Genomic DNA, 15990 nt, shown 5'->3' on the forward strand with positions numbered 1-15990 from the left:
CGTACGCCCCAACGACGCGACCCGGCCCCGGTCACTCGACGACCGGGAGCACGACCTCGTTGCGACGCAGGAACCAGGGCTTCCACGGCGGGTCGAAGCGGGCGTACCGGATCGCGCCGGTGGGGCTGAGCCCCGCCGCGGTGACCGCCCGGCCCAGCGCGGTGGCCCGCTGTTCGAACGCCTTCTCGCTCCACCGGCCGGAGAACCGCATGGCGGCGGCGAGCTGTGCCGGGACCTCCCGGATGGTGATCCGGGGATCCTCCGGTTCGGGCGCGGTGGCGGCGGTGAGCGCGCCCGGCAGCACGAAGCGCACCACCCAGCAGCCGGGTCGCTCACCCTCCTCCTGCACCATCGGCGCCGTCCGCGCGATCTGCTCCGAGCCGGCGGACTCCTGCACCACCGGGGCGGTCATGCCGACCTTCCGCCGAGACCGGTTCGCCCCGGAGATGTACGCGGCCAGCGGCCGGAACCCCGCGTTGCCCGCCTCCAGGAACGACCCGTCGACGCGCAGCTCGGCGACCAGGTGGGCAGGGTACCGGCGCAGCTCGAAACCGGGGTGCCTGGCCACCACCCGGTACGGCTGCTGCTCGGTCATGGGCCACGCTCCCGGCCGTCAGGGCTCCTCGACAGCCACGCTACCGTCCGTCACCTCCCGGTGAAGCGGAAGCCGGACCAGCCGCCAGTACTGCCGCCGGTCCTCGTCGCGTACCACCACGCCGAGCCGGGCCAGTTCCCGGCGCAGGTCCCGCGCGTCGTCGCCGCGCCGGGCGTCGACGGCGCGCTGCCGGGCCCGCAGCAGCGCGTCCGCGCCGGCCGGCAGCCCCGGCAGCCCCTCCACCCACCGCCGGTACGCGTCCCGGTGCGGGTCGGCCTCCTGCCACGGCCAGCCCTGCGCGGTGAACGCGGCGCGCAGCCGATCCCCGCTCAGGTCCGACTTCTCCCGGGCCAGTTCGGCGCCGTCGGAGTCGAGCAGCACCAGCGCCTTGCCGTCGACGAAGACGCAGGCGACCGAGGCGCGGGCGAGGTCCCGGCCGTGGCCGTCGCGGTGCAGCCGCACCGCCGCCGGGTCGACCGTCACGGTGAGCCGTTCCCGCGTCCCGACGTACGCGACGAGCAGGCCGGCCAGCGCCGGCAGCGCCGTCCCGCCGGCCAGCGCCTGCCGCTCGGGCAGCCCGGCCAGCAGCTCGAACCACCCCTGGAACGGCACCCACGGCAGGTCGGCGAGCCAGCCGGACACCACGGTCAGCGCCGCGCCCAGCCCCGCGCCGAGCAGCGGGAACCCGCCCCACATCAGCACCAGCTCCCCGACGCCGCCGTCGACCACGGTGGCCTGCTCCTCGGCGCGCACGCTCACGCCACCTCGCGCCGCAGCGTGTGGACCAGGCCGGCGGCGAGCGGTGCCACCATCCAGACCAGCAGGGACACCGCGAGCCGCCCCCACTGCCCGGCGGTCACCTCGGGCCCGAACAGCGGCTCCATGGTCACCGAGGTGTCCAGCCAGCGGGCCGGTCCGCGCAGCGCCGCGACCATCATGGCGAGGAGGCTCCAGACGGTGGGCAGCAGCAGGTAGGTCACGATCGCCAGCGGGGTGTTCAGCAGCAGCAGGCCGAAGGCGGCGCCCATCAGCGCGCTGGTGACCTGGAGCACGGCCGCGTGCCCCAGCTGGGACCAGTCGAAGGTCCAGCTGCCCGCCCCGCCGGTGGCCCGGGCGGCCAGCGTGCCGACGGCCGCCACCGCCAGGCTGACCGCCACCGAGGCCAGCGCGGCCAGCACCACCGCGGCGAGCTTCGCGACCACCACCCGTTCCCGGCGCGGCACCAGCGCGAAGGTGGTCAGCGCGGTGCGCTGCGACCACTCGGCGGTGATCGACAGGATGCCCAGCACCGGCAGCAGCAGCCCGACCGGCAGCAGCGACGCGGTGAAGAACGCGGTGAACGTCTGCGCGGCCTCGTCGAGGACGAAGAGCTGCACGGTGGCGATGGCGGCGGCGATCAGCCCGATGGTGGCCAGCAGCCAGCGGCCGGCCCGGGTGTCGGCGAGCTTGCGCAGCTCCACCTCGGTCAGCCGGACCAGCGACGGTCCGGGCGGCGCGGGACGGACGGTGACGGGGGGTGTGGCGGTGGTGGCGGTCATTTCACGGCTTCCTTCGTCGACGTGCCGGCGGTGAGGGTGAGGAAGAGCTGTTCGAGGCCGCCGCTGCCGGCGGGCCGCAGCTCGGTCAGGACGAGACCGGCGTCCGCGGCGGCCTGCCCGACCGCCTCGGCCTCGGCCCGCACCAGGAGCCCGCCGTCGGGGTCGGCGTCGGCGGGCAGGCCGGCCCGGTCCAGGGTCAGCCGCAGCGCGCGCGGGTCCCGGGCGCGGACCAGGGTGCCGGTGCCGGCGAGCAGTTCGTCCTTGCCGCCCTGCGCGACCACCCGGCCGGCGCCGATCACCACCAGGCGGTCGGCGACGGCCTCCACCTCGCGCAGCAGGTGCGAGGAGAGCAGCACCGTGCCGCCCCGGTCGGCGAAGTCGCGCAGCAGGCCGCGCATCCAGAAGATCCCCTCCGGGTCGAGGCCGTTGGCCGGCTCGTCGAGGATCAGCACCCGGGGGTCACCCAGCAGCGCCAGCGCCAGGCCGAGCCGCTGCCGCATCCCCAGCGAGTACGCCCCGACCCGCCGCTTCGCCGCCGCCGCGTTCAGCCCGACCAGGTCGAGCTTGGCGGCGACCTGCCGCCGGTCGGCGCCCAGGGTCCGGGCGGCCAGGGTGAGCGCCCCCCGACCGGTGCGCCCCGCGTGCTGGGCCGAGGCGTCGAGCAGGACGCCGATCTCCCGCCCCGGGTTGGGCAGCTGCCGGTAGGGGCGTCCGGCGACGGTGGCCCCGCCCGACGTCGGCGGGGTCAGCCCGCAGATCATCCGCATGGTGGTGGACTTGCCGGCGCCGTTCGGGCCGAGGAAGCCGGTGACCGTGCCCGGCTCGCAGCGGAACGACACGTCGTCCACGACGGCGTGCGGGCCGTACCGCTTGGTGAGGTTTTCGACCGTGATCATGCCGTCGAGCCTGTCGGGGCCACCCGGTGTCGCGCTGCGGCCGGCGGTCGAGAGCCGGGTACACCTGTGGCCAGGGCGGTCGTCGACTTTGGTAGCTGTCGCCGGCGCCGGAAGGCTACCTACCATTGGCGGGTGAGCAGTGCCGTCGTACCCGAACTTCCCTGGCTGTTGCCGGGGGCCCTGACCCGCGCGACCCCGGTGGCCCGCCGCACCACGCGGGACTGGCTGGTCGACGGGTTCGCCTTCCTGCTCGCGCTGTGCTGGGTGCTGCTGGCCTTCGGGGACTCGGTCGGGCCGGAGCCGGAGTTCGCGCTCAACGCCGGGCCGTCCTGGCTCAACGAGGTCGACCTGGTGGTCGGCGTGCTCACCACGGCGGCCCTCTGGCTGCGCCGGCGCTGGCCGGTCGCGCTGGCTGTGGCCAGCCTGCCGCTGGCGGTGTTCTCGGTCACCGCGGCGGTGGCGCTGCTGATCATCCTGTTCACCGTGGCGGTGCACCGGCCGTTCCCGGTGGCGGCCGCGCTGGTCGGCGCGCACCTGCTGGTGACGCCTCTCTACAACAGCCTGCGGCCGGATCCGGCCCTGCCGTTCTGGGCGGCGACGATCTGGACGGCGTCGTTCCTCGGCGGGGTGCTGGCCTGGGGGATGTTCGTCCGGGCCCGCCGCCAGCTGGTGACCTCGTTGCGGGAGCGGGCGCACCGGGCCGAGGCCGAGCAGCAGCTGCGGGTCGCCCAGGCACGCCAGCTGGAACGCACCCGGATCGCCCGTGAGATGCACGACGTGCTGGCCCACCGGATCTCCCTGCTCAGCCTGCACGCCGGGGCGCTGGAGTTCCGGCCGGACGCGCCCCCGGAGGAGGTCGCCCGGGCGGCCGGGGTGATCCGCACCAGCGCCCACGCCGCCCTGCAGGACCTGCGCGAGGTGATCGGGGTGCTGCGCGCGGAGGTCGGCGGCGAGGCGGCGGAGACGCCGGAACGCCCCCAGCCGACCCTCGCCGACGTACCGGCGCTGATCGCCGAGTGCCGGGTGGCGGGCGTACGGGTGAGCACCGAGGACCTGGTCGTCGGGCGGGCCACGGTGCCCGCCGCGGTCGGGCGCAGCGCGTACCGGATCGTGCAGGAGGGGCTGACCAACGCCCGCAAGCACGCCCCCGGCGCGGTGGTCCGGGTCCGGTTGGCCGGCCGGCCGGGCGACGGGCTCACCGTGGAGATCCGCAATCCGTGGCCGGTGGGGGAGTCACCCGAGCCGGCCATCCCGGGGGCCGGCACCGGGCTGGTGGGCATCGCCGAGCGGGTCACCCTGGCCGGCGGCCGGCTGGAACACGGGCGGGACCCGGCGGGCGACTTCCGGCTCGCCGCCTGGCTGCCGTGGCCGGCGTGACCGGGGAGGGCGTGACGGGCGAGGGCGCACCGGTCCGGGTGCTGATCGTCGACGACGACGCGCTGGTCCGCGCCGGGCTGTCGATGATCCTCGGCGGGGTGCCCGACGTCCGGGTGGTCGGCGAGGCCGCCGACGGCGCCGAGGTGCCGGCCGCGGTCGAGGCGTACGCGCCCGACGTGGTGCTGATGGACATCCGGATGCCCCGGGTGGACGGGCTGGCGGCGACCGAGGCGCTGCGGGCGCTGCCCCGGCCGCCGGAGGTGCTGGTGCTGACCACCTTCGACGCCGACGACCAGGTGCTGCGGGCGCTGCGCGCCGGGGCGGGCGGCTTCCTGCTCAAGGACACCCCGCCGGCCGAGATCGTCCAGGCGGTGCGCCGGGTGGCGGCCGGGGAGGCGACGCTCTCGCCGACGGTCACCCGCACGTTGATCACCCACGTGACCGGCGGCGGGCCGGCCGGCCCGGATCCCCGCCGGGAGCGGGCGCTGCGGCTGCTCGACGGGCTGACCGGGCGGGAACGGGAGGTGGCCGTCGCGCTGGGCCGGGGCCGGACGAACGCGGAGATCTCCGCCGAGCTGTACATGAGCGTGGCCACGGTCAAGGCGTACGTGTCGCGGCTGCTGACGAAGCTGGAGCTGAACAACCGGGTGCAGGTGGCGCTGCTGGTGCACGACGCGGGCCTGGTCTGACGACCCTCAGCTCGCCCTCAGGAAGGCACTCATTTTTGGTTGTATCACCGGTGAGAGTATCGGTGGATCGATGCCAATGACCTGGGGCGGCTGCTCGCGCACCGGGCCCGGATGCCCGTGGCCGGCGGGGGACCTCCTCACCGCGTGGCGCGATTGAACTTTCGTCCGGTTCGGGCCGTACCACTGGCCGAGGATGCGCTGCGGCGATCAGCCGCAATCGCTGCCGAGCTGCGGGAGGCCTACCGTGCGAGTTGGTGAGCAGTCGACGGATCCCATCGATCAGATCCTGGGCGAGGTGCCGGTGCCCGCGCCGCTGACACCCGAGGACGTCCGGCTCGCGGTCCGGGCGGTGGTGGTGCACGCCGCCGAGGAGTGGCCCAACGGGCCGCTGTGCCGCAACGACGGCGCGTCGTACCCGTGCCGCCTGCACCGCTGGGGCCGCCGCGTGCTGGAGACGCACGGGCTCAACGAGCGCCAGATCGACGCCCTGATCCGGCACGGGAACCCGTTCGTGCACGTGCCGTTCCCGTTCCCCTTCACCAGTTCCGCCGCCGCCCGGTCCGACCGGCCGGCCCCGGTCCACCCGGGCCGTGCCCCGACCGACCGGCCGGCCCACGGCCATCCGACGCGCGGCCAGCCCGGCCGGGTCGCCGCACCGGGGGTCCGGCCCGCCGCCCGGTCCGGCGCGCCCGCCCGGCCGGTGGCACCCCCCGCCACCGCGCCGCGCTGGCCCCGGGCGAGCTGAGCGGAGGTACGACCGCCCGCATCGCCCGGGCGCCACCTCGCCGGCCGGCCCGAAGATCCCCTATCCCGGGCCGGCCGGCCACGTCCTCGCCGACCGTTGCGCACGCGACGCGGCGGCGTCCCACGCAGGGGACACCGCCTCGTCGGGTGGCTCGTTCGGCTCAGTCGCCGCTGCCCACCCCGCAGTTCGGGGCGGACCAGGTGGTCCCGTTCGCCGTCCGGTCGCTGTTGTTCTCCCGCCGCGAGTCCACGTGCACGTGGGTGCTGTGGCCGGGATAACCGGGACCGAAGATCCCGCTGAACCCGTGGTTGCGCGAGGCCCGGGCGAGCTCGCACAGCGACCTGGTCCGCGAGGTCAGGTCGGCGGCGTTGCCGTAGAGATGCTGGCTGTCCGAGGCACCGCCGACCTGGTTGTTGCAGGCGGTGCTGCGGAAGCCGCTGTTGACGTTGATCGGCTGGTCGCCCAGCCCTCGGCGCAGCGCCTCCAGCTTCCACATGGTCCGCACCGCGTTGGCCCGGGTCTGGTCCGCCGACAGCGGGCCCCCGCTCCACCCGCCGCGGCCGCAGCCGTCGTCCAGCTCGGCGTAGCTGAAGTGCGCCGGGGTGCAGTCGTTGTCCTGCAACTGGTAGAGCTTGTTGAAGGTCTGCGGCCCGGCGATGCCGTCGCTGCGCAGCCCGTACGCCGTCTGGAACCGCTTGACCGCGGCGGCGGTCTCCGGTCCGTAGCGGCCGTCGATGCGAACGATCCCGCCGGCGCCGGCCCAACCGGCGACCCGGATCTGCAACTGCCGCACGTCGTTGCCGGAGTTCCCGGCGGAGAGGGTGCGTTGCCAGGTGTAACAGCCGTCGGCGTGGGCCGCTGGAGCCGCGACCACCGAGGCGATCGCGGCGCCCGGCAGCGCCAGGGCGAACGCGACGGCAGCTCGCTTCAAGGTGTTCACGCGCACAGAAGTCCTCCGATAGGAGAGCGATTAGGGTGACTCGTCAGGACATCGACCGGAACGTCCCGCGCCTTTCACCCTGACAGTTCGGGTGCCGGTTGGTGGCGATTAATGAGAATTGTCCTCACGATCGGCCATCCCTGGGCATTGCCTGTGAATTGCGGCGAATTGCGAAACACCCATCGGGCCCAGGCGGCGCGGGACGGGAATGGACCCGGCAGCAGGTGATGAAGGTGACAGGAGGGAGCCGCCCGCCACACTCCGGGTGATGTCGCTGCCCGGGGCCCGGTAACGTCAGGCGCGGCGGTGTGACGGGGGAGGTGGACGTGGCACGCGGTGGCGTCTTCTGCGTCGAGGGGCAGTGGCACCGGGACCTCAACGAGCGCGGGTCCGTGCTGCCCACCCTGGAGCTGCTGGAACGGCTCGGCCGGATCCGCTTCATCCACAAGGACGCCGCCACCCGGGACGAGCTCTTCTACTTCCTCGACCGCTGGCTGCTCAAGCAGTACGCCGACTACCGGGTCGGCTTCTTCGCCATGCACGGCGAGCCCAGCCGGCTCTGCCTCACCGACTGGGATTCCGTGGAACTGACCGACGTGGCGCAGCGGATGGCCGGCCGGTGCGAGGGACGCCGGCTCTATTTCGGCAGCTGTTCCGTGCTGCGGGCCTCCGATGCCGTGCTCCGCGACTTCCTCGAGGTCACCGGAGCGGCCCTGATCTGCGGTTTCACCCGCGACGTCGACTGGGTCGAATCGGCCGCCTTCGAAACCGTGCTGCTCGACGTGCTCGCCAACGGCCAGCGGCACAACGCCGCCGAGCTGCGGATGGGCTCGGCGCACTGGGCGCCGCTCGCGGCGTACCTCGGTTTCCGGGTGATCTACGCCAACGGCCGCGCCTGGCGCCCGACGGCCCGGCCCCGGGTCCCCGCCCAGGCGGCTCCCGGCGGCGTCGCCGGCCGGGCCCGCTGACCCGGCCCGGCCCCGGGGCCGGAGCATGCCGGCGCCGGGCCTGGTAGAACCGACGCATGGCACGCACCATCGCGAGCAACACCCGGGTCGACCGGGACGCCCTGATCGATTTCATCCGCCCCCGACACCGCGTCCTGCTGATGACCACCCGGTCCGACGGCCGGCCGCAGTCCTCGCCGGTCTCCTGCGGCGTCGACCCGGAGGGCCGGCTGGTGATCTCCACCTACCCGGAGCGGGCGAAGGTGGCCAACATCCGCCGCGACCCGCGCGTCTCCGCGTGCGTGCTCTCCGACGACTGGGACGGCCCCTGGGTGCAGGTCGACGGCACCGCCGAGGTGCTCGACCTGCCGGACGCCCTGGAGCCGCTGGTGCAGTACTTCCGCAGCATCTCCGGCGAGCACCCGGACTGGGACGAGTACCGGCAGGCGATGGTCCGCCAGGGCAAGTCCCTGATCCGGGTCACCATCGACAGTTGGGGGCCCATCGCCACCGGCGGCTTCCCGGCCCGGCTGGCCGACTAGGTCCTGAGCCTCAGTACGCGGCGGTGAACCGCATGTTCTCGAAGCGCGGGTTCTCGATCTCGTCGACGATGGCGACCGCCAGGTCCTCGTAGGTCAGCACCGAGCGACCGTTCTCGTCGACCACCGGGTGCTCGGTGCCGGTGCGGTAGCGGCCGGTCCGCTCGCCGGGGTGGAACTCCATCGGCGGCGGGGAGAGGTACGTCCAGGTCAGCCCGTCGGCGGAGGACCGGTAGAGGGCGAGGGCGTCGGCCTGGCCCAGCGCCGCGTCCCGGTACTCCGCGGGGAAGTCCGGCTCGTCGAGGAGCGGCGTGTCGTTCGGCGTCAGCAGGGTCGCCCCGCCGCCGACGTGGATGAGTCGGGGCGGATTCGGCACGTCCCGCAGGACGGTGACCAGGTTCTCCGCCGCGTCGCGCCAGAGCGCCCGCTCCCCGCCGCCGATCGCCACCACCATGACGTCAGCGTCGGTGGCCAGCTCCCGGACGCTGGGCGCCGAGGTGGCGTCCCCGGTCACCACCTTCACCCCTACGGGTAGCCAGGTGAGCGCCTCCGGGCGGCGGACCGCCGCCGTGACCCGGTGTCCCCGACCGGCCGCCTCCGTGACGATCCGCGAGCCCGCGGTGCCACCGGCGCCGTACACCACGACGTTGCTCATGCCGGCACTCCGCTGCGCTCCGTGCCGCCACGAGGCACCTCCGCGCTGAGCCTGATGATTCGCTCGCTGCGCTCGCTCATGCCGTCCAGGCTATGGACCGGTCCGGCCGCCCGTCGGCGGAACGGCTCAGTCGACCAGGGCGGAGTAGACCAGCTGGCGCAGCTGCGAGCGCAGCGGGTAGGTGCTCGACGGCATCAGCTGGGTGAACAGCAGCGCGGTGACCTCCTCCACCGGGTCGACCCAGAAGGCCGTGCTGGCCAGGCCGCCCCAGTAGTACTCGCCGACGCTGCTGGGCACCCGGGCGGGCACCGGGTCCTGCACCACGGCGAAGCCCAGGCCGAAGCCGATGCCGTCCAGCACCGTCTCGGCGAACCCCTCCGGCTCGAACGACGCCAGGTCGCCGCCGCCGGGCAGGTGGTTGCGGGTCATGTAGCGCACCGTGCGGGGCGCGAGCAGGCGTACGCCGTCCAGCTCGCCGCCGCGCAGCAGCAGCTGGGTGAACCGGTGGTAGTCGGCGGCCGTGGAGACCAGCCCGCCGCCCCCGGAGAGGCAGTCGGGGCGGTTCAGCGCGGCGGCGCCGATCCGGTCGACGCGGACCGCCTGCCCGGTGCCGGGGTGCGGGGTGTAGAGGGCGGCGAGCCGCTTGGCGTCCGGCTCGTCGACCCACCAGCGGGTGTCGGTCATGCCCAGCGGGGTGAGGATCCGCTCGGTGAAGAACGCGTCCAGGCTCTGCCCGGAGACCACCTCGACCAGCCGGCCCAGCACGTCGGTGGAGACGCCGTAGTTCCAGCCGGTGCCGGGCTGGAACATCAGCGGCAGCCGGGCCATCCCGGCCGAGGCGCCGGCCAGGTCCAGCCCGGCCGGCACGCCCAGGTCGTAGCCGGCGGCACGGTAGAGGGCGTCGACCACCGAGGTCTGCGCGAAGCCGTACGTCAGGCCGGAGGTGTGGGTGAGCAGGTGCCAGACCCGGATCGGCTCGACCGCCGGCACCGTGTACGGCTTGAGCGCCGAACCCTTGTCGAAGACCCGGACGTCGGCGAACTCCGGCAGCCAGCGGCTGATCGGGTCGTTCAGCTCGAAGTGGCCCTCCTCCCAGAGCATCATCGCCGCGACGGAGGTGATCGGCTTGGTCATCGAGTAGATGCGCCAGAGCGTGTCCCGCTCCACCGGCACGCCGGCCTCCACGTCCCGCATGCCGTACGTCGAGGAGTGGGCGATCTCGCCGCGGCGGGTGACCACGATCTGCCAGCCGGCGAGCCGGCCGTCGTCGACGTACCGGCCGAAGTGTCGGTCGATGCGCGCGAGCCGCGCCGGGTCGAAGCCGATGAGGTCCGGGTCGGTAGTACGTGCCACGCTCACGTCGCCGAACCTACTAGTCGGTACGCGGGCGGCGGAAGGCCCACCGTCGCTGTCGGTGCCGCCGCATAGGGTGGTGCGATGCCCGAGCCGACCGAGGACGCCACCTTCCGTCAGCAGGACTGGTACGCCGAGGAGCTGGTCGACCGGCGCTTCGTCAACTGCGTCTTCCACGACGTCGACCTCACCGAGGCGGTCAGCCGGAACGCCTCCTTCACCGGGTGCACCTTCGGCAACGTGCGGTTCAACTCCTCCCGGCACGTCGACTCGGCCTTCACCCGCTGCGTGTTCCGGCGGTGCAACTTCTTCGAGGCGGAGTTCACCGGCTGCAAGCTGGTGGGCAGCACCTTCGACCAGTGCGACCTGCGGCCGCTGCGGGTGGCCGGCGGCGACTGGTCGTTCGTCGCGCTGCCCGGGGCGGACCTGCGCGGGGTGAGCTTCACCGACGTGCGGATGCGGGAGGCGGACCTGACCGGGGCCAACCTGACCGGGGCGACGGTGACCGGGGTCGACCTCTCCGCCGCGCAGCTGCACGCGGTGCGGCTCGCCCGGGCGGACCTGCGCGGCAGCGATCTCACCGCGCTGGACCCGACGGCGGTGGAGCGGGCCGGCGCGGTGATCGACCCGGAGCAGGCATTGGTGCTGGCCCAGGCGCTGGGCTTCGAGATCCGCTGATTCCCGGTGAGACTCGGCTGGCCCGAACCGGACGGTGCGGCTATAACTGACAGGAAAGTTTCCGTTACTACCGCTTGGTAACGAACTGGAAACGCCCCTGCCCCCGCAGGTGGCGCAAGAGGCCGTTCGGATGAAAACGTGAGGCGGCTCACGCAGCGACCCGAGACCGCCGCGCGGGCGCGACCGTGGATGGGGAGAGCGGAGAAGCGGTGACGGACGACGAGCCGGGACGGACGGGGTCTGACCGGGGCCTGAGCACGGCACGTCGGATCGCCCGGCACCGGCAACGTCGTGGGTGGACCGTCGAAGCGCTGACCGCCGTCGTCTGCCTCGCCGCGCTGGTGGCGTACCTCAGCATCGATCCGGAGCCCGAGCCGCGCGGCGAGGGCGCGGCGCTGCCCGGCGCGGCCTCCACGCCGGCCGGCCGCCCGACCGGCCTGCCCGGCCAGGTGACCGAGGCCGGTGTCGCGTCGCCGGGGCTGCGGCCCCGGCAGCGCCCGCCGACGCCCCCACCGTCACCCTCGCTGACCCCGACGCCGGCGCCGCAGCCGGCGACGCCGCTGCTCAGCGTGGACCGGGCCGACGTGCCGGCCATGGTGGACCTGACCCACCTCGGCACCCGGGACTGGGTGCACTGGGGGCTGCGCGGTCCGGACTCCGTGGTCCGCAAGCGCGGGGGCTCGGGCGAGATCCGCGACGAGGGCGGGCCGGGCGCGCGGAGCAGCTACGACACCGACCCGGAACTGTTCGGCTGGCGCGACGGCGCCCCGGTGCAGGGCGAGGGCGGCACCTCGACCGGCATCCACACCTGCAAGGTCGGCAACGGGTTCCGCCTCGCCGTGCTCGGCAGCGGCGAGCTGCGCACCGTGCACCTCTTCGCCGGGCTCTGGATGGCCCGCGGCCGGCTCGACGTGCGGCTCTCCAGCGGCGGCCCGACCAGCACCCTGCGCCTGGAGGACCCGCACACCAACCACAGCGCCCAGTTCGTCGTCCGGTTCCGGGTCGCTCCGGGGCAGAAGCTGCTGATCTCCTGGACCACCGAGGAGACCTTCAACGACTGCGGCAACGTCGCCCTGCGCGCGGTCGCCCTGCGCTGACCGGTTCGCCGGCTCTGCGCGGCCGGCCGGAGTAGCGTGGTCGCGACGACGGCGACGAGGCGCGGGAGGCGGGCCGTGATGGCGAGCGAGCAGGTCCTGGACAGCCCCGAGGGCTGGGTGGCCGACCACATCCGGCGGTACGTCGAGACCGGCGGCGAGCAGGGGCACGAGTGGCGACCGGGCGTCTTCACCCTGCTGCTGACCACCCGTGGCCGCCGCAGCGGCAAGCTGCGCCGGACCGCGCTGATCTACGGCCGCGACGGCGACGCCTACCTGGTCGTGGCCTCGCAGGGCGGTGCGCCCCAGCATCCGGCCTGGTACCTGAACCTGCTCGCCGATCCCGGGGCCGAGGTGCAGGTGGGCGCGGAGACCTTCGCGGTTCGGGCGCGGACCGCCGGGCCCGAGGAGAAGCCCCGGATGTGGCGGACGATGGTGGACATCTGGCCGGCGTACGACGACTACCAGACGAAGACCGACCGGGAGATCCCGGTGGTGGTGCTGGAGCGGGTCTGACCCCGGAGAGGCTGTCGGGAAGCCCGACAGCCTCTTACCCGCGGGAGGCCGCGGCGGCCGGCTGAGCCGTGGGTGCGGGGTCCCGTTCCGGACGGGCCCCGCACCCGGTTCTCAGCAGGCGATCGGCTTCACCCAGGAGCACTCCAGCCCCTCGGGCGCGCGCGGCGCGTCGGGCGCCACCGGCGGCGCCACCCGCGCGGTGCTCACGCTCTTCTCGGTGTACGACGCCAGCGCGATGGCGATCTGGTCCTCCAGCCCCTTCACCGACGAGGCCAGGTAGTTGTTGAGCACCACGGAGAAGGCCAGCACCCGGCCGTCGGCGTCGGTGACGTAGCCGGAGAGGCCGGAGACCCCGGTCAGGCTGCCGGTCTTGGCGTGCACGTTGTTCGCCGCCGGCGTGTTGCGCATCCGGCTGCGCAGCGTCCCGCCGACGAAACGGTCGGCGTTGCCGGCGATCGGCAGGGCGGCGTACCAGTCGGCGAACCAGGGCTCGGCGCGGACCGCGGCGAGCAGGGCGACGAACTCGGCCGGCGGGATGAGGTTGCGCCGGGACAGCCCGGAGCCGTCGCGCTGGCGCAGGGTGCCGGTGTCCATGCCGGTGTCGGCGACGTACTCGCTGATCGCGGTCAGCCCCGCCGACCAGGTGCCCGAGCCGGAGATGACCCGACCGATCTCCTTGGTGAGCACCTCGGCGTGCCCGTTGTTGGACAGCTTCAGGAACGGCACCATGAGCTCGGCCAGGGTCATCGAGTCGTGCCTGGCCACCGGTGCCGCGTCGTCCGGGGTGGCCCGGCCGAGCACGGTACGCCCGAGCACCCGCACGCCGTGGCGGCGCAGCGCGGCCCGGAAGACGTCGGCGGCGTACCCGGTCGGCTCCCAGACGGTCATCCAGTCGCTGGCCGGCGCGTCGCCGACGGCGATCTGGCCGGTGACCACCACGGTGTTGGTGCCGTGCTCCCGCTCGAAGGTGAGCGTGGTCTCGCCCTCGGCGACCGTCTCGGCCCGGTTGTCGATCCGCACGTAGCCGTTCGGCGGCGTCATGGTGATCGTCGGCGGCGCGCCCGCGCTCTCTGCCGGGGCGGCGTGCACGATCACGGTGCCGGCGTCGTAGTCGGTGTCCGGGGCGACGGTCAGCGCCGAGACCTGCGCCGCGTAGTAGTACGACTCGTCGTCCCACGTCCAGTCCGGACCGAGCCGGGTGCGGTCGTAGCGGGTGTCGTCGGCGACCAGGTTGCCGGTCACCACCCGTACGCCGTCCGCGGCCACCTCGGCGGCGAGCGCGTCGTAGTCGGCGGCGAGCATCGTCGGGTCGCCGCCGCCGCGCAGGTAGAGGTCGCCGGAGACCAGCCCGGCCCGGCGCTGCCCGGTGCGGTGCACGTCGGTGGTGAACCGGTGCCCCGGGCCGAGCACTTCCAGCGCCGCGGTCGAGGTGAGCAGCTTGGTGTTGGAGGCGGGGATCAGCCGGCGGTCACCGTTGCGGTCGTACAGGGTCTGCCCGGTGGCGGTGTCCACCACGACCACGCCCGCCTGCGCCCCGGTGAGCCGGGCGTCGGCGAGGATCGCGTCGATGGTGGCGTGCAGCCGGGTGGCCGCCGGGGTCGGCGACTCGGCGGTGGCGGGGAGGGCGCCGGCGGCGGCCACGGTGGCGGCGAGCGTCGCCAGCGCCAGACCCCGGGTAAAGAGACGACGATGCATGCGTCGACGCTGCCATGTAGATTTCCGCCAGGCAAGACTCCCCGCCGAAAGTTTTTTCCGGATCTCGGTCCGGGTGCGACGGGGGTGCGGCGGGGTGATGGCTGACCGGCCCGGCCACCTCGGTCCCAGCGTACGGCGACAGCGGCGCTGAGGAGCGGAAACGCCACAGGCGCGGGGGCGCTCCCACAGAGCCAGGTCTATTTGACGGACGCCCGTCCAGGGGGCACGGTGGGGGTGAGGGGGCCGTGCGATGCGCCCCGATTCGCCGGGCGACGACAGGTTCGCCATCAGGTGCGCGCTTCGCCACTCCGCGCGAGGCCCCGCTGCCGAGAACCCATGAGGAGTTCCGACATGCTCAAGATGACCGACAACGCCGTGATGGTGATCCGCGACCTCGCCCTCCAGCAGGACGTCGCCCAGGACGGCGGGCTGCGCATCGCCGCGGACACCGACGCCGGCTCGCTCACCATCGAGCTGGTGCCGGAACCGGCGCAGGGCGACCAGGTGGTCGACAACCAGGGCGCCCGTATCTTCCTCGACCCGGACGCCGCCGAGCTGCTCGAGGACACCTCGGTCGACGCCGTCGTCGACGACGAGGGCGTCGTGCAGTTCGGCTTCACCGAGAAGGAGTGACTCAACCGGCCCGGCGCGCCTCGCCGCCCCGGTGCGGCCGGGTGGGACGTCCGCGTTCCTCCTCGCCGCGCCACGGGCCGGGGCGCTGGTCCCGGGCCGGCCGGGTCAGCGTGGCCAGCACGTGCGCCAGGTGGTGCGACGTGCTCCACGCCGTCCAGTTGGTCGGCGAGCCCGCACCGGCGACCCGCCGGGCGCGGCGCAGCAGCTCGTGGTCGCCCCAGGAGAAGCCGGCCCCGGCCGGCGGCCAGTGCGGGGCCGCCACCAGCGTGCGGCACAGGTCGGCGAAGCGCTCGTCGCCCCGGCCGCCCCGCCGCGACCAGCGGTAGACCCACCAGGCGCCGTCCGCCGTGTACCGCACCGTGGGGAACCGGTCACCCGGCCCCTCCCCGGCGGGCGACGCGGCGGCGACGCCGTAGTCGCCGTACCCGACGCCGAGGTCGGCGAGGCGCTGCCAGAGCAGCCAGTCCCAGCGGTCCAGGCGTACCGGCTCGTCGGTGGGGAGGCGGGACAGCGTCGGCGGCATCCCGCCGGCCGCCACGGTCACCGTGCGCCAGGCGTGCCGGCGCGCCCAGTCCACCAACCGCCGCACCCGTGGCTCGGTCACCCGCAGGTCGGCCGGGCAGCAGACGTCGCCGCCGTCGATGAGCAGGTCGCACTGCTCCGGCACCAGCCGGCCGTACCGCCAGATCCGCTCCGCCGCGGCGGTGGTCGCGTCCGGCCCGGCCCGGTCCTGGCCGGCCCGCAGCCGGACCACGGCGCGCCGGGCGTACGCCTGCGCCGCGACCCCGTGCGCCACCAGCCGGCGGTCGCTGTCGGCCAGCCCGATCACCGGCACCACCGGTACGCCCCAGCGGACCAGTTCGGTCTCCGGCACCTCGGGCAGGGCGGAGACGTCGACCGCCGGGACGAGCCCGGCCGGCAGTCGGCCGAGCAGGTCGAGCGTGAGCGGATCGACTGTGGAGAGTTCGAGGACCGGAGCGAGCAGTGGAGCCACGGCGCCGTCCAGATGGGACAGCGCCTCCAGCTCGCCCCGCCGGCTGGCGAGGATGGGGCGGTAGACCGGTTCCGCCACCCGACCCCGGTGGGCGGGCACCATACCT

The 15990-nt window shown here is 74.3% G+C and carries 18 protein-coding genes; 9 read left to right on the top strand and 9 right to left on the bottom strand.

Annotated elements, in window-relative coordinates:
- Window positions 1-31 precede the first annotated feature (31 nt).
- Genes V6U89_RS00635 through V6U89_RS00650 form a run of 4 tightly spaced genes read right to left on the bottom strand, consistent with a single transcriptional unit; the run spans window position 32 to window position 3029 of the window.
- Window positions 32-595, bottom strand: coding sequence for an SOUL family heme-binding protein (locus V6U89_RS00635; protein WP_334568598.1), 564 nt, complete (start codon window positions 593-595; stop codon window positions 32-34).
- An 18-nt stretch (window positions 596-613) separates the two neighbouring features.
- On the bottom strand, window positions 614-1354 hold the full coding sequence (locus tag V6U89_RS00640; protein ID WP_334568599.1) for a YqeB family protein: 741 nt from the start codon (window positions 1352-1354) through the stop codon (window positions 614-616).
- Window positions 1351-2133, bottom strand: coding sequence for an ABC transporter permease (locus V6U89_RS00645; RefSeq protein ID WP_334568600.1), 783 nt, complete (start codon window positions 2131-2133; stop codon window positions 1351-1353). The genes V6U89_RS00640 and V6U89_RS00645 overlap by 4 nt, the downstream gene beginning before the upstream one ends.
- Window positions 2130-3029 (bottom strand): ABC transporter ATP-binding protein, encoded by a 900-nt coding sequence (locus V6U89_RS00650; RefSeq protein WP_334568601.1) that lies wholly within the window; start codon window positions 3027-3029, stop codon window positions 2130-2132. The genes V6U89_RS00645 and V6U89_RS00650 overlap by 4 nt, the downstream gene beginning before the upstream one ends.
- Before the next feature lie 132 nt (window positions 3030-3161).
- On the opposite strand from V6U89_RS00650, the gene V6U89_RS00655 reads away from it, so the two are divergent.
- The 3 genes from V6U89_RS00655 to V6U89_RS00665 all read left to right on the top strand — a co-directional run bounded on the left by V6U89_RS00655 (window position 3162) and on the right by V6U89_RS00665 (window position 5840).
- Window positions 3162-4406, top strand: coding sequence for a sensor histidine kinase (locus V6U89_RS00655; RefSeq protein WP_334568602.1), 1245 nt, complete (start codon window positions 3162-3164; stop codon window positions 4404-4406).
- Window positions 4394-5095: a response regulator gene (locus tag V6U89_RS00660; protein WP_442933842.1), complete on the top strand. Its 702-nt coding sequence runs from the start codon at window positions 4394-4396 to the stop codon at window positions 5093-5095. Before V6U89_RS00655 ends, V6U89_RS00660 begins: the two co-directional genes overlap by 13 nt.
- Window positions 5096-5339: 244 nt before the next feature.
- On the top strand, window positions 5340-5840 hold the full coding sequence (locus V6U89_RS00665; protein ID WP_334568604.1) for a hypothetical protein: 501 nt from the start codon (window positions 5340-5342) through the stop codon (window positions 5838-5840).
- A gap of 160 nt (window positions 5841-6000) precedes the next feature.
- Here the strand turns inward: V6U89_RS00665 and V6U89_RS00670 are convergent, their stop codons facing one another.
- Window positions 6001-6786, bottom strand: a complete 786-nt coding sequence (locus V6U89_RS00670) for a D-Ala-D-Ala carboxypeptidase family metallohydrolase (protein ID WP_334568605.1) — start codon at window positions 6784-6786, stop codon at window positions 6001-6003.
- A 320-nt stretch (window positions 6787-7106) separates the two neighbouring features.
- Here V6U89_RS00670 and V6U89_RS00675 point away from each other — a divergent pair, with 320 nt between their 5' ends.
- Together V6U89_RS00675 and V6U89_RS00680 are read left to right on the top strand one after the other, a co-directional pair.
- The gene (locus tag V6U89_RS00675) at window positions 7107-7748 is read left to right on the top strand and encodes a DUF6642 family protein (RefSeq protein WP_334568606.1); all 642 of its coding nucleotides are present in this window, start codon (window positions 7107-7109) and stop codon (window positions 7746-7748) included.
- Window positions 7749-7804: 56 nt separating this feature from the next.
- Window positions 7805-8269 (top strand): PPOX class F420-dependent oxidoreductase, encoded by a 465-nt coding sequence (locus V6U89_RS00680; RefSeq protein ID WP_334568608.1) that lies wholly within the window; start codon window positions 7805-7807, stop codon window positions 8267-8269.
- A gap of 10 nt (window positions 8270-8279) precedes the next feature.
- Here V6U89_RS00680 and V6U89_RS00685 read toward each other — a convergent pair whose 3' ends face one another.
- Both V6U89_RS00685 and V6U89_RS00690 read right to left on the bottom strand, forming a co-directional pair.
- Window positions 8280-8921, bottom strand: coding sequence for an NAD(P)-dependent oxidoreductase (locus tag V6U89_RS00685; protein WP_334568609.1), 642 nt, complete (start codon window positions 8919-8921; stop codon window positions 8280-8282).
- A gap of 126 nt (window positions 8922-9047) precedes the next feature.
- Window positions 9048-10280: a serine hydrolase domain-containing protein gene (locus tag V6U89_RS00690; protein WP_334568610.1), complete on the bottom strand. Its 1233-nt coding sequence runs from the start codon at window positions 10278-10280 to the stop codon at window positions 9048-9050.
- A 78-nt stretch (window positions 10281-10358) separates the two neighbouring features.
- Here V6U89_RS00690 and V6U89_RS00695 point away from each other — a divergent pair, with 78 nt between their 5' ends.
- The 3 genes from V6U89_RS00695 to V6U89_RS00705 all read left to right on the top strand — a co-directional run bounded on the left by V6U89_RS00695 (window position 10359) and on the right by V6U89_RS00705 (window position 12562).
- Window positions 10359-10952 (top strand): pentapeptide repeat-containing protein, encoded by a 594-nt coding sequence (locus V6U89_RS00695; RefSeq protein WP_334568611.1) that lies wholly within the window; start codon window positions 10359-10361, stop codon window positions 10950-10952.
- A 209-nt stretch (window positions 10953-11161) separates the two neighbouring features.
- Window positions 11162-12049, top strand: coding sequence for a hypothetical protein (locus V6U89_RS00700; RefSeq protein WP_334568612.1), 888 nt, complete (start codon window positions 11162-11164; stop codon window positions 12047-12049).
- Between the two features lie 78 nt (window positions 12050-12127).
- Window positions 12128-12562 carry a nitroreductase family deazaflavin-dependent oxidoreductase gene (locus V6U89_RS00705; RefSeq protein WP_334568613.1) on the top strand — a complete coding sequence of 145 codons (435 nt, stop codon included), beginning with the start codon at window positions 12128-12130 and terminating at the stop codon, window positions 12560-12562.
- Between the two features lie 111 nt (window positions 12563-12673).
- On the opposite strand, the gene dacB is transcribed toward V6U89_RS00705, so the two are convergent.
- Window positions 12674-14257 (bottom strand): D-alanyl-D-alanine carboxypeptidase/D-alanyl-D-alanine endopeptidase, encoded by a 1584-nt coding sequence (gene dacB, locus V6U89_RS00710; protein ID WP_334568614.1) that lies wholly within the window; start codon window positions 14255-14257, stop codon window positions 12674-12676.
- Window positions 14258-14608: 351 nt separating this feature from the next.
- On the opposite strand from dacB, the gene V6U89_RS00715 reads away from it, so the two are divergent.
- Window positions 14609-14890 carry an iron-sulfur cluster biosynthesis family protein gene (locus tag V6U89_RS00715; RefSeq protein ID WP_334568615.1) on the top strand — a complete coding sequence of 94 codons (282 nt, stop codon included), beginning with the start codon at window positions 14609-14611 and terminating at the stop codon, window positions 14888-14890.
- 1 nt (window position 14891) lies between these two features.
- Here V6U89_RS00715 and V6U89_RS00720 read toward each other — a convergent pair whose 3' ends face one another.
- Window positions 14892-15986 (bottom strand): beta family protein, encoded by a 1095-nt coding sequence (locus V6U89_RS00720; RefSeq protein ID WP_334568616.1) that lies wholly within the window; start codon window positions 15984-15986, stop codon window positions 14892-14894.
- Window positions 15987-15990 lie beyond the last annotated feature (4 nt).

Origin of the sequence: Micromonospora sp. CPCC 206171, from assembly GCF_036906755.1 — a bacterium.
GTDB classification, from domain to species: domain Bacteria; phylum Actinomycetota; class Actinomycetes; order Mycobacteriales; family Micromonosporaceae; genus Micromonospora; species Micromonospora purpureochromogenes.